This window comes from Nostoc sp. C057 (genome assembly GCF_013393925.1).
In the GTDB taxonomy this organism is placed as follows: domain Bacteria; phylum Cyanobacteriota; class Cyanobacteriia; order Cyanobacteriales; family Nostocaceae; genus Nostoc; species Nostoc muscorum_A.
Genome location: NZ_CP040285.1, coordinates 1 through 23,454, shown reverse-complemented (window position 1 = coordinate 23,454; position 23,454 = coordinate 1). Strand labels below are relative to the sequence as shown.

At 41.2% G+C, this 23,454-nt stretch carries 25 protein-coding genes and 2 pseudogenes; 13 read left to right on the top strand and 14 right to left on the bottom strand.

Annotated features, from left to right (window positions below; genetic code table 11):
• Positions 1-176: 176 nt before the first annotated feature.
• The 4 genes from FD724_RS33995 (at position 177) to FD724_RS33980 (ending at position 4,011) form a co-directional block, all read left to right on the top strand.
• Positions 177-1,187: a tyrosine-type recombinase/integrase gene (locus FD724_RS33995; protein ID WP_179076104.1), complete on the top strand. Its 1,011-nt coding sequence runs from the start codon at positions 177-179 to the stop codon at positions 1,185-1,187.
• Positions 1,188-1,502: 315 nt separating this feature from the next.
• Complete coding sequence (locus tag FD724_RS33990) at positions 1,503-3,392, top strand: DEAD/DEAH box helicase (protein WP_256874682.1); 1,890 nt, start codon at positions 1,503-1,505, stop codon at positions 3,390-3,392.
• Between the two features lie 34 nt (positions 3,393-3,426).
• Entirely contained in the window at positions 3,427-3,612 is a 186-nt protein-coding gene (locus FD724_RS41775) for a tyrosine-type recombinase/integrase (RefSeq protein ID WP_306297114.1), read from the top strand.
• A gap of 54 nt (positions 3,613-3,666) precedes the next feature.
• The gene (locus tag FD724_RS33980) at positions 3,667-4,011 is read left to right on the top strand and encodes a hypothetical protein (protein ID WP_179076103.1); all 345 of its coding nucleotides are present in this window, start codon (positions 3,667-3,669) and stop codon (positions 4,009-4,011) included.
• A gap of 14 nt (positions 4,012-4,025) precedes the next feature.
• Here the strand turns inward: FD724_RS33980 and FD724_RS33975 are convergent, their stop codons facing one another.
• From FD724_RS33975 to FD724_RS33950, 6 genes and pseudogenes are all read right to left on the bottom strand, one after another.
• Complete coding sequence (locus FD724_RS33975; RefSeq protein WP_256874681.1) at positions 4,026-4,286, bottom strand: hypothetical protein; 261 nt, start codon at positions 4,284-4,286, stop codon at positions 4,026-4,028.
• 39 nt (positions 4,287-4,325) lie between these two features.
• Positions 4,326-4,733, bottom strand: coding sequence for a type II toxin-antitoxin system VapC family toxin (locus FD724_RS33970; RefSeq protein ID WP_179076102.1), 408 nt, complete (start codon positions 4,731-4,733; stop codon positions 4,326-4,328).
• The gene (locus tag FD724_RS33965; RefSeq protein WP_179076101.1) at positions 4,730-4,987 is read right to left on the bottom strand and encodes a hypothetical protein; all 258 of its coding nucleotides are present in this window, start codon (positions 4,985-4,987) and stop codon (positions 4,730-4,732) included. The genes FD724_RS33970 and FD724_RS33965 overlap by 4 nt, the downstream gene beginning before the upstream one ends.
• 10 nt (positions 4,988-4,997) lie before the next feature.
• Positions 4,998-5,204 (bottom strand): annotated as a pseudogene (locus tag FD724_RS33960) (DNA methyltransferase); the annotation flags it as partial.
• A gap of 164 nt (positions 5,205-5,368) precedes the next feature.
• Entirely contained in the window at positions 5,369-5,602 is a 234-nt protein-coding gene (locus FD724_RS33955) for a hypothetical protein (protein WP_104910315.1), read from the bottom strand.
• A gap of 2 nt (positions 5,603-5,604) precedes the next feature.
• On the bottom strand, positions 5,605-6,246 hold the full coding sequence (locus FD724_RS33950) for a ParA family protein (RefSeq protein ID WP_179076135.1): 642 nt from the start codon (positions 6,244-6,246) through the stop codon (positions 5,605-5,607).
• Between the two features lie 472 nt (positions 6,247-6,718).
• On the opposite strand from FD724_RS33950, the gene FD724_RS33945 reads away from it, so the two are divergent.
• Positions 6,719-7,198 carry a hypothetical protein gene (locus FD724_RS33945; protein WP_179076100.1) on the top strand — a complete coding sequence of 160 codons (480 nt, stop codon included), beginning with the start codon at positions 6,719-6,721 and terminating at the stop codon, positions 7,196-7,198.
• Positions 7,191-9,395, top strand: coding sequence for a Z1 domain-containing protein (locus FD724_RS33940; RefSeq protein ID WP_179076099.1), 2,205 nt, complete (start codon positions 7,191-7,193; stop codon positions 9,393-9,395). The genes FD724_RS33945 and FD724_RS33940 overlap by 8 nt, the downstream gene beginning before the upstream one ends.
• Before the next feature lie 143 nt (positions 9,396-9,538).
• On the opposite strand, the gene FD724_RS33935 is transcribed toward FD724_RS33940, so the two are convergent.
• The 3 genes from FD724_RS33935 to FD724_RS33925 form a co-directional block, all read right to left on the bottom strand.
• Positions 9,539-9,862: a hypothetical protein gene (locus FD724_RS33935; protein ID WP_179076098.1), complete on the bottom strand. Its 324-nt coding sequence runs from the start codon at positions 9,860-9,862 to the stop codon at positions 9,539-9,541.
• Between the two features lie 1,687 nt (positions 9,863-11,549).
• Positions 11,550-11,816, bottom strand: a complete 267-nt coding sequence (locus FD724_RS33930; RefSeq protein WP_179076097.1) for a hypothetical protein — start codon at positions 11,814-11,816, stop codon at positions 11,550-11,552.
• A 187-nt stretch (positions 11,817-12,003) separates the two neighbouring features.
• Positions 12,004-12,189, bottom strand: coding sequence for a hypothetical protein (locus FD724_RS33925; RefSeq protein ID WP_179076096.1), 186 nt, complete (start codon positions 12,187-12,189; stop codon positions 12,004-12,006).
• A 36-nt stretch (positions 12,190-12,225) separates the two neighbouring features.
• On the opposite strand from FD724_RS33925, the gene mobV reads away from it, so the two are divergent.
• From mobV to FD724_RS33910, 3 genes and pseudogenes are all read left to right on the top strand, one after another.
• The gene (gene mobV / locus FD724_RS33920; RefSeq protein ID WP_256874680.1) at positions 12,226-13,341 is read left to right on the top strand and encodes a MobV family relaxase; all 1,116 of its coding nucleotides are present in this window, start codon (positions 12,226-12,228) and stop codon (positions 13,339-13,341) included.
• Between the two features lie 282 nt (positions 13,342-13,623).
• A complete protein-coding gene (locus FD724_RS33915) occupies positions 13,624-14,259 on the top strand; it encodes a recombinase family protein (protein WP_179076134.1) in 636 nt (211 codons plus the stop codon).
• Position 14,260: 1 nt separating this feature from the next.
• Positions 14,261-15,205: pseudogene (locus FD724_RS33910) on the top strand (IS481 family transposase); the annotation flags it as partial.
• Between the two features lie 146 nt (positions 15,206-15,351).
• Here FD724_RS33910 and FD724_RS40450 read toward each other — a convergent pair.
• Positions 15,352-15,525 carry a hypothetical protein gene (locus FD724_RS40450; protein ID WP_218651553.1) on the bottom strand — a complete coding sequence of 58 codons (174 nt, stop codon included), beginning with the start codon at positions 15,523-15,525 and terminating at the stop codon, positions 15,352-15,354.
• On the opposite strand from FD724_RS40450, the gene FD724_RS33905 reads away from it, so the two are divergent.
• Positions 15,524-15,946: a hypothetical protein gene (locus FD724_RS33905; protein WP_179076095.1), complete on the top strand. Its 423-nt coding sequence runs from the start codon at positions 15,524-15,526 to the stop codon at positions 15,944-15,946. The two genes, FD724_RS40450 and FD724_RS33905, sit on opposite strands and share 2 nt — an antisense overlap.
• 93 nt (positions 15,947-16,039) lie before the next feature.
• The gene (locus FD724_RS33900) at positions 16,040-16,246 is read left to right on the top strand and encodes a hypothetical protein (protein WP_179076094.1); all 207 of its coding nucleotides are present in this window, start codon (positions 16,040-16,042) and stop codon (positions 16,244-16,246) included.
• A 65-nt stretch (positions 16,247-16,311) separates the two neighbouring features.
• Here the strand turns inward: FD724_RS33900 and FD724_RS33895 are convergent, their stop codons facing one another.
• From FD724_RS33895 to FD724_RS33885, 3 genes are read right to left on the bottom strand one after another with little or no spacing between them, the layout of a single operon-like run.
• Entirely contained in the window at positions 16,312-17,046 is a 735-nt protein-coding gene (locus tag FD724_RS33895) for a hypothetical protein (protein WP_179076093.1), read from the bottom strand.
• A complete protein-coding gene (locus FD724_RS33890; RefSeq protein ID WP_179076092.1) occupies positions 17,030-17,854 on the bottom strand; it encodes a hypothetical protein in 825 nt (274 codons plus the stop codon). The genes FD724_RS33895 and FD724_RS33890 overlap by 17 nt, the downstream gene beginning before the upstream one ends.
• Positions 17,851-18,345, bottom strand: coding sequence for a hypothetical protein (locus FD724_RS33885; protein WP_179076091.1), 495 nt, complete (start codon positions 18,343-18,345; stop codon positions 17,851-17,853). The genes FD724_RS33890 and FD724_RS33885 overlap by 4 nt, the downstream gene beginning before the upstream one ends.
• A gap of 551 nt (positions 18,346-18,896) precedes the next feature.
• Between FD724_RS33885 and mobC the strand changes: the two genes are divergently transcribed.
• Positions 18,897-19,325: a plasmid mobilization relaxosome protein MobC gene (gene mobC / locus FD724_RS33880; protein WP_179076090.1), complete on the top strand. Its 429-nt coding sequence runs from the start codon at positions 18,897-18,899 to the stop codon at positions 19,323-19,325.
• A complete protein-coding gene (locus FD724_RS33875) occupies positions 19,322-22,141 on the top strand; it encodes a relaxase/mobilization nuclease domain-containing protein (protein ID WP_256874679.1) in 2,820 nt (939 codons plus the stop codon). The genes mobC and FD724_RS33875 overlap by 4 nt, the downstream gene beginning before the upstream one ends.
• A 211-nt stretch (positions 22,142-22,352) precedes the next feature.
• Here FD724_RS33875 and FD724_RS33870 read toward each other — a convergent pair whose 3' ends face one another.
• A complete protein-coding gene (locus FD724_RS33870) occupies positions 22,353-22,610 on the bottom strand; it encodes a hypothetical protein (protein WP_179076089.1) in 258 nt (85 codons plus the stop codon).
• Positions 22,611-23,454: the final 844 nt, after the last annotated feature.

Here is a 23,454-nt window from a genome sequence, read left to right as displayed (position 1 = left end):
CCAAAAATGATATCAAAACTGATAGCAACGATTCACCAAACGGGGTATAGAAGGGAGTACAGACAATGAAGGCAAGTCGCAACAGGAGCAAAACCCCAACACTGTGACCAAGAGTGCTGGATAATGGTAGTCGGTATTGGAAAGAGCCATTCTCGATACCGTAGCCGGGGGGAGTTATGAGCCAAGATACGGAATCCGTCGAGTTAGTTGTAGTCCAAAAATTGGAAAATGCCCTCAGTGCCAAAATTGAGGCATACTTTGCTGGCTCCATTGACTCTGACCCCGATGTTTTGGAAGAATTGCTGAAATCCAAGAACAGCGAGGGAACCCGTAAAGCTTACCGCAAAGATATCACCGATTTTTTTACGCGCATGACGGGAGTGCGTCCTAACAGAGATTCTATCTTGGAGTTTTTGCATCTATCAGGTCACAAAGCCACGCTGGTAGTGACTAAGTACAGAGCCATACTCAATGAAGCTGGACTAGCACCTAACACGATAAACCGCCGACTAGCTGCAATTAAATCTCTAGTTGCTTTTGGCCGAAAGCTGGGTGTATGCAACTATGCTGTGGATGTTGACAGCATCCCAGTGCAGTCATACCGCGACACTAGCGGTTGTACAGGCGAGGAATTTTTGACAGTCATTAAGGGGTGCGATCGCTCTACGTTAGCGGGGAAGCGGGACTATGCTTTGTTGCTCCTACTGTGGGGCAATGCTTTGAGGAGAAATGAGATTAGCACCTTAGATGTAAGACATTTTGACCCATCTAGAGGGACGCTATCAATTTTTGGGAAGGGCAAGCAAGTACGAGTGACAATTAACCTGCCAAAAGTCACTGTGATAGCGATTACTGACTGGCTGATTGCCCGTGGTGGGGATATGTCTTCATCGCGTCCGTTGTTTACCTCGGTGGACTTCCAAAATTATGGTAACAGGTTAACTGGGGATGGCATTTATAAAATAGTCAAGCGCTTGTTTAAACGGGCTGGTGTTGAAAAACACATGAGTCCGCACCGTTGCCGCCACAGTGCTATCACTGCTGTACTTGAAAAGACTGATGGCAATGTGCGGAAAGCCCAGAAACTTAGTAGACACGCTAAATTAAACACGCTTCAGATTTACGATGACAACCGCAATCGTGATCAACTGGAGATGTCTGAATTATTGATGGATGGGTTGGATTGAATGGGTTGCTAGACTATTGGTGAAGCGGGCGGCAGCAGCAGAATTGGAGAATGCCATGAATGTTTCAGCGCACTGGTTTAGGCACAGTAGAGCAAGCGTTTGAGCAAATTGAGTTAGAGGAATAAGTTACTCAATTACTTAACTCAATTACTTGGGAAAAGGTTTCGGACTATGCTGATATTCCAGGCTTTCCATTGAGTTTTGTGGTGTTCGCCCCATCTTCGCCTTCATCATCGGATCTATTCAAGTAAATCTTATGAACTCAGGTGAAGAGGAAGGTTATAAAGAAAGCAGGAAATAAAGCAAGAAAGCAATTTGAACAAGGAGCGACATACAAAAGAAATGTTGATTCTGCGCGATTACCAACAAGATTTAGTTTCAAAAACTTTTACTGCTTGGTCTTGTGGAATTAGAAAAGTATTATTGCAACTGAGTACGGGTGGCGGCAAGACTATTATCTTTGCTGCAATCACATCTGAATTTATAGCCCAAGGTGAAGGTGTGTTGGTAGTAGCGCACAGGGAAGAATTAATTCTCCAGGCGAGCGAGAAACTGACCGCAGCCACAAGAGTAGAACCAGGAATCATAAAAGCAGGATACAAGCCAACTGATTCCTTAATTCAAGTAGCCAGTATCCAAACTCTTTTTCGTCGCCAAACTTACCCAATAGCGAAGCTTGTCATTATCGACGAAGCTCACCATTCTTCAGCTAACAGTTACCGCAAATTGTTGGATGCTTATCCAGATGCACTCATTTTGGGATTGACAGCTACACCAAGACGTGAGGATGGTTACGGACTGCGAGATATTTTCGACCACCTGATTTGCTCAATTAAGACCAAAGAATTAATGGCCCTTGGATATTTGACAGATTATAAGCTAATCGCTGGCTTTAAATATTCCAAACACAAAGTCCCTAAAAAACGCGACTTCACCAGAAAAGAATTAGAAGAAGTTGCTTCTGATTACAAACCGTCTGAGGTGTTAAAGCAATGGAAAAAATTTTGTACTGGTCAAAAGACAATTATTTTTGCGGTCAACGTGAAGCACTCTCAAGATATCGCAGCAATATTTCGTGCAGATGGCATCACCTGTGAGCATCTTGATGGAGATACACCACACTCTGAGCGCAAATCAATTTTAGATAGATTTCGTAATGGTCAGACGCAGGTGATTAGCAATTGTGCAATTCTGACTGAGGGATTTGATTGTCCTGACTCACTTGCAGCGGTGATTGCTCGTCCCACCAGTAGTGTTACTCTCTGGTTGCAAATGATTGGCAGAATATTACGCCCTGCACCGCTTAAGGAATATGCAACTGTCCTAGACATGACTGATAACTGGTTTCGGCTTGGTCGTCCCTGTGACAACAGGGAATGGAGCCTTGAGCCGATATCCTGCGACCCGGATAGCTTTGGGGCGAGATGCTGTCCGCACTGTCACCATGTTTTCAAACCAATGCCAGCCCTAATTCGTACTAAAGAATACTTTAATTCCACCTTCTTAGAGTTTGTGACTCAATATGAGGCGGATTGTCCCAACTGCGGCGAATCTTTTAAGTGGATATTGTCAGAGGATTCTGGAATAGAAAATAGTGGAGTACCAGTGATTGTTTCTAGCAACGAGATTGAATTTAAAGAAGTTCCTGCTGAAGTCCGTCCTGTTTTGCTGCTCCCAATTATTGAAGCCAAAAAGCGCAAGTTTAGAAGCCAAGAAAAAAAGCTATTATTCTATAATGACACAATCAAAAACTGGTTTTTAAATTGCCAAGAACTAACTCTCTCGGAGCTAATTTACGCTATTCAACTACTTGAATGTTCAGAATGGGCATTTGAGTACAGCATAAAATGTTTAGTCTCCCGTGTTCGCAACGCTATTGAATGGGAAAATGTAACCCGAATTATGTCTCGTCGTCCAGACAATGTGAAGAAAGTTATTTGGAGTAATTTGTCTGGTTTAGAAAAAGACAGACTCAACCAAATGAAAGCACAGTATGAAAACGAAATGAAGGAATGGTTGACCGAAGAAAATCTGGTAGCAATAGCGGGTGATCTGGAAATCTGTGAAGACATTGAGATGATTTCTGATTTATGGGAAATCTATAAAAAGCCAGCGATTAAAGCCGCGATTGATCTGGTAAGTAATGATAGGCGCGGACAAATTACGCAGTGGATTACTCAGTTAGATACAGTTACTTATTCCTAACCTAACCGAGAGGAAAGAAAATTAGAGTCGGAAATTGGAGTCATTAAACCCTACATTCCGCAGGTTGCTCAACAAAGTAGATAATATTTCTCACATCTACACCGACAAAGCTCACTGTCACATGATGCGTCATGCCTGCGGGTACTATTTAATGAATCAGGGTTACAACACTAGGGAAATCCAAGACTTTCTCGGACACCGCTTCCCTCAAACACACTGAAAAATATACCTTGCTGAATGCTCAACGTTTTATGAATTTTGATTGGGGGGATTTATGAATCATGAAGAAGACAATTCCGCTTGGGGGCAAAAGGGAGCTACTCTGAGCGAGAAAACAGCCCAAAAAGAATTTAACCTTGATCTAGCAGAAATTCTTGAGGCTATCAAATCAGGAAAATTGCAATATCGGCACAATACTTTATATGGAAATCCCTGCTTCAAACTCTTAAGGAATGAGGTAGAAGATTTTATCATTGAAAAATATGGGTCGGATTATTTAAAAACTCAAAAGTGCAAAGCTGAATTATCAAAAATCAATACAGAAATCCGAAGTTTGAACCGAAAAATCTCGGAATTAGAAAAAAGAAAAGAAGAACTTTTAGCAACCATTAATTCTTGACTGTGGACAGAGCGCTAGCTGCGCTCGCCGTAGGCATCGCGCAGATCCGCCAAATCTGCATCATCAAAAGTAATATTCTCCTGCTGCATCCTTTCTCTAAATTGTAAAGTCATATCCCAAAAGCCCTCAGACCTTGTTTGTTCTTCCTCTTTTTCTGCTACATCCTCAAGGATAGATGTGATTTCTTCTTCCAAAGTCCGTTGATGACTCTGAGCCAGACGTTTTAGTTTTTCTATAACAATAGGATTAAGCTGTTTCAAGATAACTTGAGTCATATTCATCTCCTTAAAAATAAGTTTGGCATTTTTATTAATTCATACCGCAACTTCCCAGTCTTCATACTGCAACCCTTCCACACGGCTAAACTCTCCCACATTATGAGTTACCAACACCAAATTATTAGCAAGAGCAATTGAAGCAATTTGTAAATCATAAACTCCAATTGGTGTTCCTTTTTTATTCAATTCAGAACGAATATAACCACAAATATCTGCCGATTGACCATCGAAAGGTAAGCTAACAAATTCATCAAAAAATATCTTTAATGTTGCCAAGTTTTTGTCTCTATTAGAACTTTTGTAAGCTCCGTAATAAAGCTCAAATTTTACAATATCACACAGAAAAACATCATCTGGTGGCAGTGAATTTAAGCGATAAAAAACTGGATTATTACTGGAATTAAGATACCGAATACAGGCATTAGTATCTAACAAATAACTCATAATAGCGGCTCTCGTTCCTGTGCTTCTGGCTGAGGCTCTCTAACTAACAATTCCCCCTGCCAACCACCACAAGTCTGCTCAAAAAAACCAGGCGACCAGTCCCTACTTTTAGATGTAATTATCGGTGTATTTTCCGTTACATCCTCAAGGATTGATGTGATTTCTTCTTCCAAAGTCCGCTGATGACTCTGAGCCAGACGTTTTAGTTTTTCTATAACAATGGGATTAAGCTGTTTCAAAATAACTTGAGTCATATTCATCTCCTTAAAAATCAACTAACTCATCACTAACGATAAATCCCACCTTTAACAATTGCTGTTTAATCTCCTCATCTAACAATTGCCCCTCTCGCATCTGCTCACCTAATGCCATTGTAAGCTCACTCATTTTCTCCTCAAAGCTCACCCCATCCTCCACTTCATCAGGAATACCTACATATCGCCCTGGTGTCAACACAAAATTATCGTTTTCGTTCATTACCAGTCAATCACAAACTTTTGGAAATGAACTAAAAACAAGGGTTTCAGCCCTTCCTCGTGAACAAGGAGTATTTACAAGTGCTAAAAGAGCGATCGCTGTCATCACTTAAGAGTCCCATCGTTATTTCGTGATTTAGCGAAAGGACGAAATAACGATTAACCGTGATTATCTGTCCAGTATTTAAAAATCCGTTGCAATAGCTCGACTTGGGTACAACCGTAAGTAGCAGCCGCAATCTTAAAATCCTTTTTAAACTCGGCAGGTACTTTAAAATTTAAGTTGGAAATTTCCCCTGGATCGGGCTTCTCCAAGTTATCTTTTGTTTCCTTAATGCTAGGGGGTTCACCTTTGCTTGGTTTGCGAGGTGGTGGAGGTGGTTTAGTTGACATAATTAGGACTCTTGCTTACTCAACAGATCAATAATTCCTTGGGCTACTTGTTCTGCCCGTTGCTTTAAGGTTGGAAACGTGACCTCAGAAACAGCACGACCGTTATCACTTGCCTGACGGTAAGCAGTCTTTTCTGGAATTGAACCAGCCACTGTGACATATCCAGCTTTATGAATATATGATCGGGCATCCTCAATTTCATTCTCCCGATCGCCGACTCGACATAAAACAAAAATAATTTTATCTGTAGGAATTTTGGCGTTTACCAATTCATGCGCCAACAGTACAGACGGTTTGAGATCATCTAGTGATAAACCAGTGGGTAAGACAAGTAAATCACTTGCACGGGCAATTTCTAGAGTGCCTTGCATAGAATGCGGTGGCCCATCCATAACCATGAGGTCATAAACCGAGGCGTGTTTCAGAGCTTGAGCTACAGTGCGGAATGGTTCAACAGCAATCTCCGGCTGAATACCATTTACTTCGCGGCGTTGTTTCCAATCCGTACTCGTACCTTGAGAAATATCTAGGTCGGCAATTTTTACATCCCAGCCAGCAGCAGCATATTCACGGGCAATAAGCCGAGCAAGGGTGCTTTTACCTACCCCTCCTTTTTGAGAAATGACACCCACCAATACGGTCATCAAATTTCGTCCTTTCGCCCTATAGCGAATTAGTTATATCGTGTTTTCGTCATAATGCAAAGACGATTTCGCTAAAACAAGAAAAACATATTTGACGAAATCAAGATTTCGTTTTTTCGTTACATGAATTGTGTATCCCACAATCGAGTAATAGCAATACTTTTAAGAGGATATAAGTGGATGCTAAAAAACCTAGTCACTATGACAGGGTTCTTGATAATGCAAAATCAAGTTTTTCTAGTCCATATTGCTGATTTTTTGTTATGTCTTGGCTTATACTTGGTTGCCAATTTATTCACGGCTTGCTCAGTAGTTGGGGGAGGATTAGTGAAAAGATAGAAGCAACACCCCAATAATATGTGACTTTTTTAACAAATTTAATATAATAGTGTACTTAACAATGATGTTGCTGTTTAAATGAATAACCGGACTGTCTTTATTCCCCTGAAGCTAACTTGGCATAGTTTTGATCATGATCAATGATCAAGAATTTCTTTATGGCGCGGCATTTTTGCGACTAATTGAGTATGGAGAGCGCCTAAAAATAACTTACGCATCTTGGATACATCCCTCAATCTATTTAGTTGAAACTGATAGCAGTAATTTAGCTGTTCTCTTTAAGGTTTCCAAGAAACCAAAATCTGCATGGCCATTTACCTTAAGCAACCAAGAAGGATTAGCTTTAGATACTTTACGTATCAAATACTACGATGCAACTGTATTTTTGGCATTTATATGCCATAAAGATGGCATCTGTTGTATCTCCGAAAAAAGGCTTTGGAGTATCTTAGACAAAAATAGTAGCATTGCTGACCAACACATATCCGTGTCTCGCAAGGCACACAGCAGTTATCATGTTAGTGGCCCAGGTAGGCAGCGTATGGAGCAGACAGTGCCTCAAAATGACTGGCCTCGTATACTTTTTAGCAACCAGGATAATACTTATGAGTAGGATAAATATTGCAACAGATGGATACTGTATTAATAAGGTTATTGACAAAGTAAAAAGCAAAAACGGAGATACAGCAGCAGAGCAATTAAAACAAACTGCTATTGATGTAGTCCGCAATTGTGTTGATGTCTACTCCAGAACGTTTGGTTTTGGCGATGTTGGTGCTACAGGTACAGGTATTGTTAGTAACCCTCACAAAGGAGAAATAGCTGATGGTACTACCGGGCTAATCTATGGCAAGGTTCAAAGCGGGAAAACTAATACTACCATTGCTGCACTTGCGCTTGCTCAGGCTAACCTTTTCCGTTGTTTTATTGTGTTAACTTCTGATAATACATGGCTAGGTAAACAAACTGCCGATCGTTTTGTCAAACAACTTAAAGGTGGGCCTGTTGTTTTTAATTGGGAAGAATGGAGAAATGATATACCAAAAGATTTTGCTGAAAGTAAATTGCTTCCTTATATCAAAAAAAGAGGAGTCGTTCTAGTATCTACAAAGAATGTACGCCACTTAGATAACCTTCTTCAGGTTCTCAAGTTTGCTAAAGCTAGTAGTGTACCAACTCTTATATTCGACGATGAAGCCGACAATGCTAGTTTGAATACAAATGAAGCAAAACAGAGTAAGAAAGGTAAAGATATAGTTCCAGATAGCGCAATTTTTACCAAAATAGGCGAGATTCGGAAGGAAGTAGCTAATCATATATATATACAAATTACAGCAACGCCTCAAAGCCTTCTGCTGCAAAATCTTGACCATCCTTGCAAACCAGTTTTCTCTGCTGCTCTTCCTCAGCCAGGAAATAGTTACATGGGAGGTGACTTATTTTTTAAGGAAGACAGCCTATATTCCTGTACAGTTCAAGCTGAAGAATTAGATCGCTTAAAAAAGCAGGAGGGAGAAAATCCTGGTAATAACTGGGATATTCCTAGTGGGCTTAAATTAGCTCTGTGCTGCTTTTTTTTAGGATCAATTTATAAGATGCAATCAAGCAGTGAAGATGAGAAATATTCTTTTTTAGCCCATATATGTTACAAAAAAGATAACCACAAAAATTTAGAAAAAATTATTAGTAGCTTTATTTTAGAGCTTGATAAAGCTATTTGTGAGGAATCTTCTATCACCAAACAGAAAGAGGCATTAAAGTGGCTTGATGAAGCTTATAAAGAATTAAGTAAAACAGCTATAAATTTACCACCTCTTAATGAACTTATTGAAGAATTAAAACCTGAATTACAAAGTGTCAGAGCAAAAGTTATTAATGCTAATAACCCAGAAAAAGAACTAAAGTATAACCCAGGAATGAATATTCTTATAGGGGGTAATAGACTTGGACGTGGTGTCACTATTGACGGATTAATGGTAACTTATTACCTTCGTGATGCTAAACAAAAGATGATGGATACGGTTCATCAACACGCACGAATGTTTGGTTATCGTCAGGAATTACTTGATGTAACTCGCCTTTTTCTACCTCAGCATATTTTAGAAGATTTCCGAGCAATTCATGAAGCTGATGAAGGAATGCGCCAAGCCATAGGTGATGACCCTAATAATATTAACATTCAGCCTGTTTGGATAGGGCGAAAACTGGAGCCAACGCGGTCTAATGTCTTGAATTTGGCACAAATTCATGCTTTTACCCCAGGTTCACACATTTTTCCTCGCGCTTCTTTGTGGAAAGCCTCGGAAGTTAAAAAAAATGTAGAAGAGTTAGATCGGCTACTGGCTGGTTACGAAAGTATAAGTGAGAAAGGCGAGTATCACGAAGTAGAAGTTGACTTTCTCATCAAAATTCTCTCTTATATAAAAAGCCGCTATTGGCCAGCATACTCCTGGCAAGATGACAGGGTTAAAGACTTACTTGAGCAAATGAAGGCACAAGGTATTTCAAAGGGACGGCTCAATGTTATTCGAGCAAAAACAGGTACTGGACTAACATTGAGACGACAAGAGCCGTCTGGATGGAGAGGAGTTGGTTTTATCAATAATAGAGTGCTGAGTAAAGCTAAAGTTCAGTACCCAAATGTTCCTACCCTTTTGCTTATGTATGAAAAAGGTGACAAGGAGCAAAATTGGGATGATCAACCCCTTTATCTTCCAACACTAATTCTACCTAAAAATAAATTTGTCTTCATGTTCAATTACTCAGACACTGCTGAAGAATTGGAAGATAACATAGATTTGCAGGATTAAAAAACAAGATTCTGGAAATTCATTAAAATAACTTGAGTCCATCAATAATCAGAATTTCATTGAACTTGCAATTTAAACTGCCTCTACCTCTGCAATGAAATATTGGCAGAGGCAGAAAGCTCATGACGCTTGCTATACGCCTATTAACCTGCACCAGCCTCAGCTACGGCAGATCCTACATCTGGTTTGACTTCCTTCGCCTTCTTTTCAAAAAGCTGAATTCCGGCATCAATAATTTCAAAGCCCTTCTCTGTTCGTTGGCCAAGCTTGCCCGAAACTGCCCCAGCCCAGTCTGCGAATTCCGAGGCGCTAGTTTCAGCCTTCCGCCAGCTTTTGGCATTAACTTGAGCAGTGAAGACTATACCATTCTGATCAGTGAACTCGATTGCAACTTTCTTATTCTCAAGAGGTGTAGCTGTTGGTAGTTCGCCACTAAATTTTATTGTCACTTCGCTTTTGGCTTCCATAGCTTACCCCTGGCTCATCATCAATTAAAATTCTTCGCTCTTGATTTTATCTTGGATTAGGTTGACCAGAAGGTGCGCGATCGCTTGACTATCGTAGTTGATCACAAACAAATTGAACGTTGAGCATTCTCCTTGAAACAGAACCAAGATTCAACATTAAATCTACAAAAATTTACCCCGTTTTTGACCCCTTATTAAGAATTATTCTGAAAAGGCGAAAACGCCTATACCGTAATGCTTTCAGCTTTTGTAAATAAATCTTGTGAAAGATTACAATTGTGCTTTGATTTTGCTGTTTTGTGCATGACACCGAAAATCGCCCAAATTCTCGATTTTCACCAATTCTCACCAATTAAACTCAATATATCCCAATCCTACAGAACGCAAATTCAAATTCATCCCTGATTTTTTACCTCTTCAACATCTTCCAGTCACTAAATTCTCATTAGCTCAATAATTCCCAATAAATCCCAAAAGTCACCCGATTTATCCCCATATTTACCTACTAATTTTAAACACGCTAATTAGTGCATAAGCTCTGTAATCCATCTTTTATTGACGCACAGTACGCCATATTTGGCGGAAAGTTTTTGACAGCCAAAATTGAAAAGCAGAAGCCGAAGCAACAGCCATCAAAAAAGACTACCAACAAACTACATAAGCACGACAGAAGCCGCCTAACAGTTAACAGCTACAACTGCGGCGGCTTATCGTTCAAATATTCTTCGCTCAATCTCCTCCAAAAATCGCATCCAATTCTTGCGACGAAGCCTGACCTTGAACTATTGAAGCAGGTCTGATTGAATCAGCCGCTTCCCCCTCAAGCTCAGGCGACTCTAAAACATTACTCTTGTAGCTTGGGGCATTGACCGCTACAACTGGTGCAGTCAACGCTGGCTGTGACTTGACAACGTAAACATCACTTATTACACAGGTTTTATGTAGTTTGTCAGTATTGAAATAGTAGTTCTAAATACCTTGCCCAACTGGTAGCTGTTGGGTAGCTCAACTGGTGACACACAGCTACCAGTTGAGTAGTAAAAAAGCGAGTTGTTGAAAATTTGATGATTCCCCAACTGGTAGCTATACAGTAGCCCTACTGCTACCAGTTGGGCATAAGACATTTATCGAAAAATTCTGGTGTAATGCTCACTGAATATGACTTACAGCAAATTTTGAGCGCTGGATTCATTCTCAATAACTTCAAAATTATTGAGAATATATAATACATTTATGTTGCAACTGTGCTTCAATAATTCTTTCTTGAACTTAACCCAGCCCACTTAACATCCGATTTTTTTTCTTCATGCCTGAATAGAAATTGTTCATTTTACAATCTCCACGCTTGTCAATAGAGATGAAACTTGCTTTAAGTAGTGAAATTGTCTGATTAATCACAGTTACAAATAGCAGACATTTTGCACCTAAAACCCCTATTTATATACAAAATGTCTGCTATTATGCACAGCTTATACACGCCTTTAACTGTTATAGCTGTCAGGAAACTTTGATTATTCACTACAAAATGTCTGCTATTTAGAACATCGCTTTGACCAAAAAATTGGTATCTAATACATACACCAATTAGCTTTTAGCCATTTTTATCAAACTGGCTCATTCTCAATAACTTTAAAATTATTGAGAATATATAATACCTTTGTGTTGCAACTGTACTTCAAAGAATCGCTCAATCGAGTAATTGCTTGAGCAAGTGAATCTGTAATTCCAACTGTGAGACAGAGTAAATCACAGCAGTCTTGAGAGTGTCGCTGTCAGCACCCTGACGCTTCATGACAAAAGGCCCCCAACACATTCTCAAAGTACTCAAAACAATTTTAGTCAAACCTCTGCCCGACATTTTACGCTCACGCTCTCGTAAAAATTGCAGCAACTGGCCATCGCTACTGTCGTGACTACGCTTAATCGAAAGCACTTCTAAATTAGGTTGCTCCATGTCCTGTATTCCTACCGAATTAGAGGGGATTATAAGTAAGCCATCGTGTTGATTGATACCAAATTTAAACGACTGTCAAAATGCGCCGTAAACTACCCCTAGTATCCCTCTACTGTACCAAATGACAGTCGTTTGACAGTCATTGTCCAAAACCCCGATGACTGTCAAACGACTGTCGTTATGTACCCTAAAGGTGCTTTTGGGCGTATTTTGACAGTAGGCAGTAAGCGCGATTTCTCCCCCAAAAGTGGATTTCAGGGTTTTGTATAAGTGATACCATACTCACTATGGTTTCATGCCCTGCGGGTGGCTGCGCCATCTCTCGCTGCGCTCGTGACATGAAACCGCCGTTCGCCCGAAGGGGTTTTTTCATACTACAAAAGTACTGCATTTGTAGCATAAATCTTTGATGTCGCCATTAACAATTCTCAGAATTGAGAAACTAAAAACATTCGGCAACGTTGCCGGAAGTGATGACCATGTTACCAGGAATAGAGAAACACCCAACGCAGATCCAACCAAAGAGAATGTCCGGTTGATTGGGGGAGAAGACGAACGCGCACTCGAAGAGATAGTTAAAGAAAAGATTGCCACGCTCAAGCATCGCCCTCGGCATGATGCAGTGTTATGCACCGAAATGTTTCTCTCGGCATCGCCTGAATATTTCCGCCCTGGTGATCCATCTCTGTCGGGGCAGTGGTCTGATTCACTGATGCAGCAATGGGCGATCGCATCTCGTGACTGGCTATCTCAAAACTATGGATCAAAGTGCGTCAGGGCAGAACTCCACCTAGATGAAAGTACCCCACACATTCACGCCTACATCGTGCCATTGAATGAAAAAACCGGGAGAGTCAGTCATGATGCGATGTTTGGCGGTAGAGGTGGACAGGGAAGAATCAAGTTATCCAAACTCCAAGATAGTTATGCTACTGCACTTGCTCCTTTGGGCATTGAACGGGGGGTCAAGGGTAGCAAAGCAACCCACACCAAAGTAAAGGAATATTACCAAGCCGTTAACAGTGAACCACTCACCGCAGTCATTACAAATAACCAATTAGCACCAACTAATTTTGAATCAGCTAGGAATTACGTTGCCAGGATTCAGTCTGATGAACACTTTCAAGCGATTAACCATCAACTGGCTGACCGAAAGTTCCTGATAGAACGATTGGAGAGGGCGGAGCAACGGGCGAGGGATAGCGAAAAGGAACGACAGCAATTAGAGAAGCGGGTGCGATCGTTAGAGGCTCAGACTCAACAACTGCGCGACTTGGCTTTAGAGGATGTCGCTTGGGAACTGGGGCTAAATTACGAGCGTGAGCGGTGGCGGGGTCACGGACACATCATTAATATAGATGCGGAAAAATTCTATGACTTTGCTCCCGAACACTCCAAAGGCTCTGGCGGTGCGATTGACTTGGTGATGCACGTTAATCAGTGCAATTTCCGGCAAGCGGTTGTCTGGTTAGATGTAGCGAACTGCAAACATAAACGCTTCAAACCGCAAACAAGGCGATTTTGAAACCACATTAACTGCAAATAAGGGGGGTCTCAAAACCACATTATTTGCAAATGAAACTGCAAACATAATTTTCAAACTGCAAACAAGGGTTTTCAAACCACATTAACTGCAAATAAGCCGTAACCCTTATGGGGATTGAGTTACAGCATTTATGGCTCTCTAAGTGTCCAAATTAAACGAACTTTTTTACTGGACACATATGTACGCTTTTCGTGGTTTAATTTGGACTAATACCGTTCAATTAAATACATAAAGCTGTTTAAACCGACAGCCAATATGGCTATGGTTATTTATGCTTACTTGAGAGTCTCCAGTGACAAACAAGACCTACACAACCAACGGCATGGGATTTTAGAATATGCCAACACCCATGCTTTGAGTCCCATTCAGTTTATAGAGGACACAGTTTCTGGACGGGAGAAATGGTTAGAGCGAGGTGTAGGACAACTATTGAATCAAACAGCACAAGCAAAAGATGTAGTCATTTTTTCAGAAGTTAGTCGGATGGCACGCTCTACCCTACAAGTATTAGAAATGCTGGAGTGCTGCGTGCGCCGAGGAATCAACGTCCATATCGCCAAACAAGGTATGGTGCTAGATGATTCAATGCAAAGCCGAATTACAGCAACGGTTTTAGGCTTGGCGGCAGAAATTGAGCGGGAATTGATTGTACTGAGAACAACCGAAGCACTAGCCAAACGAAAAGCTGAAGGGAAAACACTGGGACGACCCAAAGGACGACAATCTGCACATTTGAAACTGGACACAAGGGAAGCAGAAATTCGCAGCTATCTATCCAAAGGGATCAGTAAACGCTCGATTGCAAAACTGGTCGATTGTTCACCTTCCACGCTCTACGATTGGTTGTCACGCAAACATCTCCACTCACGCCACGACAAATTGGTGGAGAAATCATAGAATGCCAAAGAAACAAATACCAATTGATGCCATCGTAGACCTACGTCGCCGCTTAGAGCAGCTACCACCGCGCAGTCCATCTCGTCGGGTATTAGTCCAAGAAATAGCTCAACTGTATGGCATCTCAGAAGATACTGTATATCGAACACTACGAGAAGGTAATGTTGTCCGCTCAGTGCGCCGCGTTGATTGTGATGTCCCGCGTGTGATTCCTAAAGCCGGACTAGAGCGATACTGCGAAATCATTGCTGCCATTAAAATACGTACCTCTAACCGCAAAGGTCGCCATTTATCTACTGTGCAAGCAATCCGTTTATTGGAATCCGATGGTATAAACACTCCAGAGGGTCATGTCACAGTTCCAGTAGGTTTGCTCAAACCAACCACAGTCAATCGTTATCTCAACAAATGGGGTTATGACCGCGATACCCTCCTGCGACAACCACCTGCTGTTCGCTTCCAGGCAGAATATAGCAATCAATGTTGGCATTTTGATCTCAGTCCATCAGACCTCAAACACGTAAAAGCACCAGCTTGGATAGAACCGGGACGTGGACATCCCTTGTTGATGCTCTATAGTGTCGTGGATGACCGTAGTGGTTTTGCATACCAAGAATATCACGGTGTTTACGGTGAGGATGTGGAGGCAGCACTGCGGTTTATGTTTGCTGCCATGTCACCCAAAAAAGAGACAGACTTTCCCTTTCAAGGCATTCCTCAAATGCTGTACATGGACAATGGGCCCATTGCTAAGAGCTTAGTGTTTCAAAAAGTTATGGGTTATTTGGGGATTGAAGTACGTACCCATTTACCTAATGGCAAGGATGGACGACGGGTGACAGCTCGTTCTAAGGGGAAGGTAGAACGACCGTTTCGCACTGTTAAAGAAATGCACGAAACTCTCTACCACCTGTATGAGGGGTACAGCCGGGATACCTGCAATTTGGGACACGTTGTAAACAAATGTTGCAGAAACCAATTTTGCAATTTACTAACTTGCCCAAAAATGGTAATAATACATTCTAATTTTTGCACACTAAAATCAACTCTTCAGGCGATTCCGTCTCTCAAACTTGCCCATAAATGACCTTTTTAGGGGATGTTTTCGCGGGGAGTGGCACGCTCAAACTGGTGTTGAAACAACGCAAAATCAAGCATTTGCAAACATTTGCGTAACATAACTTTACAACGTGTCCCAATTTGCGCGTATCCCGGCTGTACCCCTAATAACTTTGGAGAACCTGTTAGCGGTGGCAATCTCGGCATGATTCCTGACTGGCTAAAAACTGAGTTACACCCAGGAAATGGTCAACCAGATCCAGCTAGAACATTACTCAAATTTTTCCCGGAACTGGTGCAGCATCACCAGCCAGCAGTTATGCCCAGAGGGGAGAAAATTGCACCACCAGACGCAGTTAATCAGCTTGAGTCTATTTTCTCAAAGCCTACCCAAGAGGCTGAAATTGCAGAGCTAGAATTCGTCAGCATTTCTGAGGCTGATAAGGAGCAGATTTTAAATATCGTTACTTCAGCCGTTACAACACCAGTCAGCTTTGCCGCGATTAGAAATAGCCGAAAGTGGGGCGAAGAGAAAAAGGGCGTTCGCTATTTAAGGTGTGCGATTGCACAACTTATAGAATCCAAGCAATTGAACGGTAGTGAGAAGTTAGGGTTTACCGCTTTTTAATATTACTGCAATCTTAAAAAGCCTTTATCTTTCAATTATTTCCAAGACATCAAGACACCAAAACTCTGAAATCTTAGTAATGGATCTAAATTTATGCACCCAATAGAATTTAAGAAAAAATGGCAGTTAACTTATGACGAGCTTGCACTTGTTTTAGGTTATCAAAGTGATTTCACTGTCCGTTGCTGGGGGATAAATGGAAAACATAAGCGTAACCCTCAAAAAGTTGTCTATGTTGCTTGTAGACTTCTTGATGAGAAGTGGTCAACTCAAGGTAAACTTGTGGATTCTTATCTCTGATTATTTGTATGATTGGGGCAAGTATTACCTTAAGCCTGTTTGCCCCAATCACTATATATTGCCCTTCATCTTCGATTTCGGTCAGTCCCCAAACGCTTTTCTATCCGTTGTAGCTTGACATTGCTATAACCAGTACGCTGCCAGATAGCTTGTAGATAGTTATTGAAATCATCCGAGGTTTTTACCGGAATAAATTGATTGAATCCAAGGAAAATCAACAAAGTAAATAATGCACTAAACAACCCCATCGTCCCATATTTACTTATGGGTTCAGAGCGATAAACCTCTTTCTCTATGGTGATGGGTTCGGGGCGAGGGCTGTTCTTCAACTCCTGAATAACCGTAGTCAATCTCTGCGTGTGATTCAACAATTGATTCCAGTTCTGTTTTAATTCTGTTATCTCGCTCTTTAGCCCTTTGAACTCTAAGCTCTCTAATGTCGCTGATGACTTGGGCATATTCTTTAACTGCGTCAGCAAGGGAGTTAATTCTTGTCTCAAACTCTCGTTGCTCTGCTCGTACTCGTTCGAGGAGAGATTTTGATTCTTCAATTCGGTCGTCAGCATCTCGATTGTCACCATCGCTTTGCTGAGGAGTTGATTCTGAATTAAATTCGTTTGCGCCCATGCTTGTAACTCTGCCCTATCTCTTTCGCGTTCAGTTTTCTGTGACTGCTTAAAATTTTCAAACTCTCTATATAATCTGCCCAGTGCTATCTTGATCTCACCCTGTTCACTGCTCTCTACTAAATCAGCAGTTTCAGAGTGAGGATTGCCGTTGCTATTACCGTTGCTGTTCATTAGCTTTCTTTTTACCCTGGCGAGAAGTAGATGCAGTGATAGATGTTTGTTTTGATGTTGAAGCCTTAGACGATTCAGCAGCAGGACTTACCTCTGGTTGCTGCAACCCCAAATAAGCCCCAGCTTTTTCAAGCTCTGGTTTAGCCTGATCTAAAAATCCACTCACTAGCAGGTAATCTCCAAAGGGAAATCCGTTCTCTTCAGTAGCAGCCGAGTAAGGTAGACCTTTCTCTGTCAACGTGTCAAAGGTCGAGTAGTCTAGCTCTGGCATTTCTATTTCTATACCTTTTAATTCGGCTATCGCTGCCGATGTTTTACTATTCTCCCAGCGCTGAAAACCTGAACCTTTATCCCAGCACAGATTTTTCACTACGACATAATCTGCTTTATCGCCGCAGAATTCCGCCATAGTTTTTAAGCTAGTGATGACTGAATAACCAAGGTTAAGCACAGTCACCAGCGTTACTCGATAACCTAAATCCCCTGCAATCTTGAATAGCCCAAATTTACTGATAATCTCCCTAGTTTTATTGCTTGATGCCCCCGGCATATCTACTATTATTGAGTCGGGTGATTCCGCTTTGATTTCCGTAAAGAAGCGTTTCGCCTCTGCCACCTCCAGGAAGTTTAACAGCCTTACTCCTGAGCCAAAGTTTTGATAGTACTCGTACAGTTCTGGATTCTCTGTATCTGCGTCATAAGCTAAATAATTAATTCCTTTATTGTGCATTACATCCAATAGCAAGCGAGTAAAGGCAGTCTTACCTGTACCACCCTTGCCCCCCAGTATCATCACGATGCGTTTCATATTTCGCTCCTATCAGTGATATTAAATTGGGAAGAAGTATTAGGATTTGTTTTCTTTCGTTTACTAGTTTTAGTTGATGATGAGCCGGATGGTTCACTGCTATCAATTGGTGAACTATCTTGCTCTACTGCTGGAACATCATTATTAGTTGTGGTTGAAGAATCAGTTGATTCTGGCTCGGAGTCAGAATTAACTGATTCTTCAACCGCTTTATTTGATGATTCATTACTCGAACTATTCTCCGTTATTGTTGTTGCTTTTTTATGAAAAATCTTCAGACCACTGGCCGCTAGTTCTACCCCATGACCTTTAAACACATCAGAAACATCGTCATAAGAGTAGCCAGCGTCTAACATATCTTGAATAGGTTTAGCCAAACTGAGAACTAAATCTGACAGGCTGATAGTTTTAGGTGTCGCAGCTTTCTGTTTGAGACTGATTTGAATATCTTCTATTTTTGATAAAGGGACAGATTTTGGTTTGCGCGACATATTCAGCATTAGTAATAAATTATTCCATTGTAAAAAAATCGTGGTCAAAAAAAGTTTAAGTTTCTTGTCATGATGTGACGAATATCAACAGAAAAAGATTTGTATCCTCGTGAGGTAGACTAGTCTAAAAAAGCAGTTACCCATGAATCAACATCCTTCGTATCACTAGTATGGCCAGCATTGCCCAATAGACCATGCCCTCGGTTACACCGAGGTAATTGCAAACAGCCACTCGTGGTTCGCCAAAGTCTCGTACTCCCCCAGTCTCCGGTTGTGCCCCCTAGTTCTGGTTTACCCTAGCCTGTCGTGGGGCCATAGGCAAGCAATACGCCGTAACGCACTTCGTGCTACTTTTACCTTCAGTAAAAGCGGCGTGGTTGCTTGTTGGGGGTGTCCCCCAAACCCCCTTTAAATAAGTCTTTTCAAGGGGTTAATAAGTGAGAAAAGGTTCCGGGTTATTCGCCTACCTGCTTGGTGCTTCGCACCATCGCAGCTACAGCGAATAACCCGGTGAAAAAGAAAAATTAAAATAATCAAATTCCTAACTAGTTATGCAAGCAGACCCTCGTACCAATCTCAGTAATCAACTAGCTGACACATTAACCAATCGTTCAGTAGCACCAGATGATAAGCGAGAAGTAACCATCACGTTTAGGGCTAGCTATGCCGAGAAAGCTAGGTTAGAGCAACGGTGTAGTGGAGTGGTGCAAAGCGACTATATAAGAGCGAGATTATTTGATTACCCTTTGCCACACCCTAAGTTAACTATCCCCGAAGTTAACCGACAGGCTATTTACGAGCTAAAGAAGATTGGGAACAACCTGAATCAGCAGACCAGAGCTATTAACGAAGCTGTGAAAATTGGTAGCCAACCCCTGAGTAATGAGGTGAAATCATATCTGAAAACTCTTGAAGAACTGACAGCACTTTTAGAGCAGACTCGCCAATCACTCACTCAAGCATCGGTAGAAGGGCAATGATTACCAAAGTCAAGGCTAACAAATCATTTCGTGGCACTACTAAATATGTGCTTGAGAAAGAGAAAGCCAAAATTATTGGCGGGAATATGTACGGGAGAAGTACCAATGAATTGGTAGAGCAGTTTACCCTATCAGCCCACCTTAACCCCCAACTAAAAGACCCATGCTATCACTTAATGCTTAGTGTACCTAAGACTGACAGAACTCTCAATGATGACGAATTAGCTAATCTGTCTCAGAAGCACTTTGCGAATATCATTGTGTTGTCGCAGTTAAAAGGTGATGAATCCCAAGTCAAACAGCCTGAGAAAAGGATAACTGACACCAAACTAAAAGAGCTAGTTGATGAATTTATAGAAACAGAACTACCAGCCTATGACTTCTTCATAGCGCGACACTCAGACAAAGAACACGACCACACCCACATCGTTGCATCTAGAGTGAATAACCTAGATGGTAAATCTATTCGCACCTGGAACAATTACGCCCATTCGGAACACTCCGCCCGACTGCTAGAGCGAGAATTTCAGCTAACCCAAGTTCAAAGCAGTTGGGAGAGTAAGCAGAAAGCTATGACCCGGAATCAACTTGAACGAGTTGAGCGCGATGGACTTCCAGGCGAAGAAATAATGCGACGGGCGATTGAGCAAGTGGCAGTAAATAAACCCACAATGCCCCAGCTAATTGAGCAGTTATGGAGAGAGTATCAAGTTAAAGCCATCGTCAGTTATTACGGTCACGGTGGGGTAAGAGGTATCAAGTTTGGTATTGATATTGGCTCAGTTAATGAAGATGGTAGCCCCCGTTTGCTCTGGAAACAGGGAGGTAATCTCAATAAATATAAGTGTTCTTTTACAAAGCTTCAGACAGAATTGGGGATAAACTACGACCCATTCCGGGACGATAGCGAAATTAAACGTTTAAATAGTTTCTTAGAATCTTTAGATAATAAGCCAGTTAATCAACAACTAATATCAACCATATTCCCGAAAGAAGCTAAAGCTATAGCCGAAACTAAACACCAGCTAAACCAAGCTAAATCAGATGCGGACCAACGAGCCAGTTCAGAACTCATAAATACAATCTCTAACTTTATTGAACAGTCAGCAGTTGATGATGCCTTGGTTGAAACGTTACCACAATTAGCAGAACAACTCTCTCAATATAACCAGCAGTTATCAGCAGGTAGAACCGCATTCGACGACCTATTAGCTGCAATTGCTCTTTCTGAGCAACTTAGATCACAAAGAATAGTGGATGCAATTGCTAATTTTATTGAACAGTCAACAGTTGAGTCAACCTTAAGTGAAACGTTACCACAATTAGCAGAACAACTGTCTCAATATCGGCAGAGGAGCGAAGCAGGTAGAACCGCATTCGACGAGCTATCATCGGCGATTACTCAAGAGTTACAATCCCATAGAGAGAAGAAAGCTATCTTATCAATCTCTGATTATATTGAGCAATCAACTGTCGAGTCAGCCTTAACTGAAGCAGTATTAGAATTAACGCAACAAATTTCTCAATACAAAGAGCAGCTTTTTACAGCTAAAACTACATTTAATGACTTGGATACAGCGCTTGTGAATGAGTTACAATCCCATGTAGAGAAAAGAGCCATTTCATCAATTTCTGATTATATTGAGCAATCGACTGTCTCTTCAGCATTAACTGAAGCAGTATTAGAATTAACGCAACAAATTTCTCAATACAAAGAGCAGCTTGTTACAGCTAAAGCTACATTTAAAGACCTGGATACAGTGCTTGCGACTGAGTTACAATCCCATGTAGAGAAAAGAGCTATTTCATCAATTTCTGATTATATTGAGCAATCAACTGTCGAGTCAGCCTTAACTGAAGCAGTATTAGAATTAACGCAACAAATTTCTCAATACAAAGAGCAGCTTGTTACAGCTAAAGCTACATTTAAAGACCTGGATGCAGTTCTTGCGACTGAGTTACAATCATATCTAGAGAAGAGAGCCATTTCATCAATTTCTGATTATATTGAGCAATCGACTGTCTCTTCAGCATTAACTGAAACAGTATTAGAATTAACACAACAACTTTCTCAAAATCAGCAGCAGCTATCAGCCGGAAGAACCATATTCGACGACCTGGAAGCAGCGATTGTTTATTTGGAGCAACTCCATAGATCGCAAAAACCAGTGGATGCAGTTGCTCTTAATCAAACTCCAACTATAACCACAGATGAACCAAAGCTAAAAGATAATCTTCCAGCCGAGTTATATGAGTATTACAGCGCCGAATTGCAAAACTTATTAGTGACTGACCGAGATAAAGAAATTGCTATACGGGCGCTCAAAGATAATAAACTACCCCAAGATGTTGAAGAAATTATCTTTGCCAGTCCAGCCGGATGGACACAAGATGAAGCTAGAGAATTGGTACTAATCGCTAGCAATCAACTGGTAACTCAAAAGTCAGAACCAGAACAGTCACTCGACCAAAAGCAGTGTATTGAATCGGAATTCTTAGCTAAAGCTGTGCCAATTGCTGTTGAACTCATCAATTGGCAATTAAGAGAAACTGGCTCAAATAGCCTTAGATTCAAACGTGCCACTCTGGAGAAGCAGGGTAGAGAATTTGTATTTACCCATGATGAACGGGGTGAGATTTTTCGAGTGGCAGTCAACCGAAACCAGTCAGGTGAGCTTGAGTATTCACCGATTAATATCGGGACAGTAGAAAGAGAAGATATTCAGCTTTGGCAAAAAGCAGAGCGTGTATTGCAACAAATAATATCAGAAGAACAGCAACAAGAACTTAGACAAAATAAAGGATTTTCCCTCTAGGTGATGACGCACCTCAAAACCTAGCAAGCTCAATCAAGAGCGGTGTCTGCCACTGCCACAAATCCACTCGTTGATGAGCTACCCAAAACGGTGCAGGCATCGGCAGACACTCCGCTTCGCCGCCTATTTGTTAAGAGTTGTTTGGATTTTGGTAGTAGTGGTCTATATAAGCACTTGAAGCTGAACTATTGGTCGGGATGTTGAAAACGGGTCACTTATCCTTGTTTGGTCTGTCTAACTCCGAAGAATCGTTACCCTTAGGATTTAGTCTGCCTGACTCCGAAAATTTGTTATTCCTTAATCCCAAAATTAATGGAGTAACAGCAGTAAGCAACGCCGGAAGCAAAGCAAGATATTCATAGAGTGTTGGTGCAAACGGTGGACTCGATTGGATATTTATCGTGGGGGCTGTTGGTGCAGTCTCAATACAAATTTTAATTGACGATTGCTCTTTGATGTTCGATATCATAAGATAGGTTCCTTTTAATTCACGGAAAACTCTGCCAGCACTGACCGCAAATCAGTGTTGGTAAATATGAATTAGGGATTTGCCCAGTACTAACTGCGAATTAATGCTGGGTTAATCTTTTTGAAAGACTTTGGTGTGCGAACTTGGTTTCGTAGCAACTGAAACGGAAATAAGAAGTCCGGTCATGTTTTCATTTGGTTTGCTAAAAAAGAACGGCTAGAGAAGTGCTTAATGTTAAGCTGCTTCCCTAGCCGTTGTGGTTTTTTCCATCTGGAACTAGGTGAGTTGTATTATTTTTTAGCATTCCTCGCTTCTGCCAATGATTTCGATTGTGCAGTTTACTGAGGTAAAGATTTAAAGACTTCTTTTTAAGGTAATTACATAGTTTTTTCTATTTCCTTAGAGCTTATTCGGAAGGTGGGTTAAGTTCAATTAGAGCAACTTCCCTGTAGGAGCAAAACCAGTGATGAACAAACTTGTAGTTTTTGTGTGGCTCGATACACCAGAATTCAATCTTTAGAGTTCCATAACCTGAAGCTTTATAAATTTGAAATAGAACCGATTCATAGTATCTGGATAGATGTTGAATATTGATTTGGGAGCAAAGTAAAGGAACCTTTTTCCTTGCTCTCCAAATCAAGCCCTCTTCATGACTAATTTCGTGATAAGAGCAAGGAAGTGATTGGATAATAAATTCATGATTTCTCCTCGGCTGAACAGGCTTGCTATCAATACTTATTTGCCCTACATACCCACATTTAGTATGTCGAATCATCTCTGAGGAAATGCACTTGCATCGTTCTAGTAAATCAACAATTCCATTTGGTGTGCTATGCGAATACAC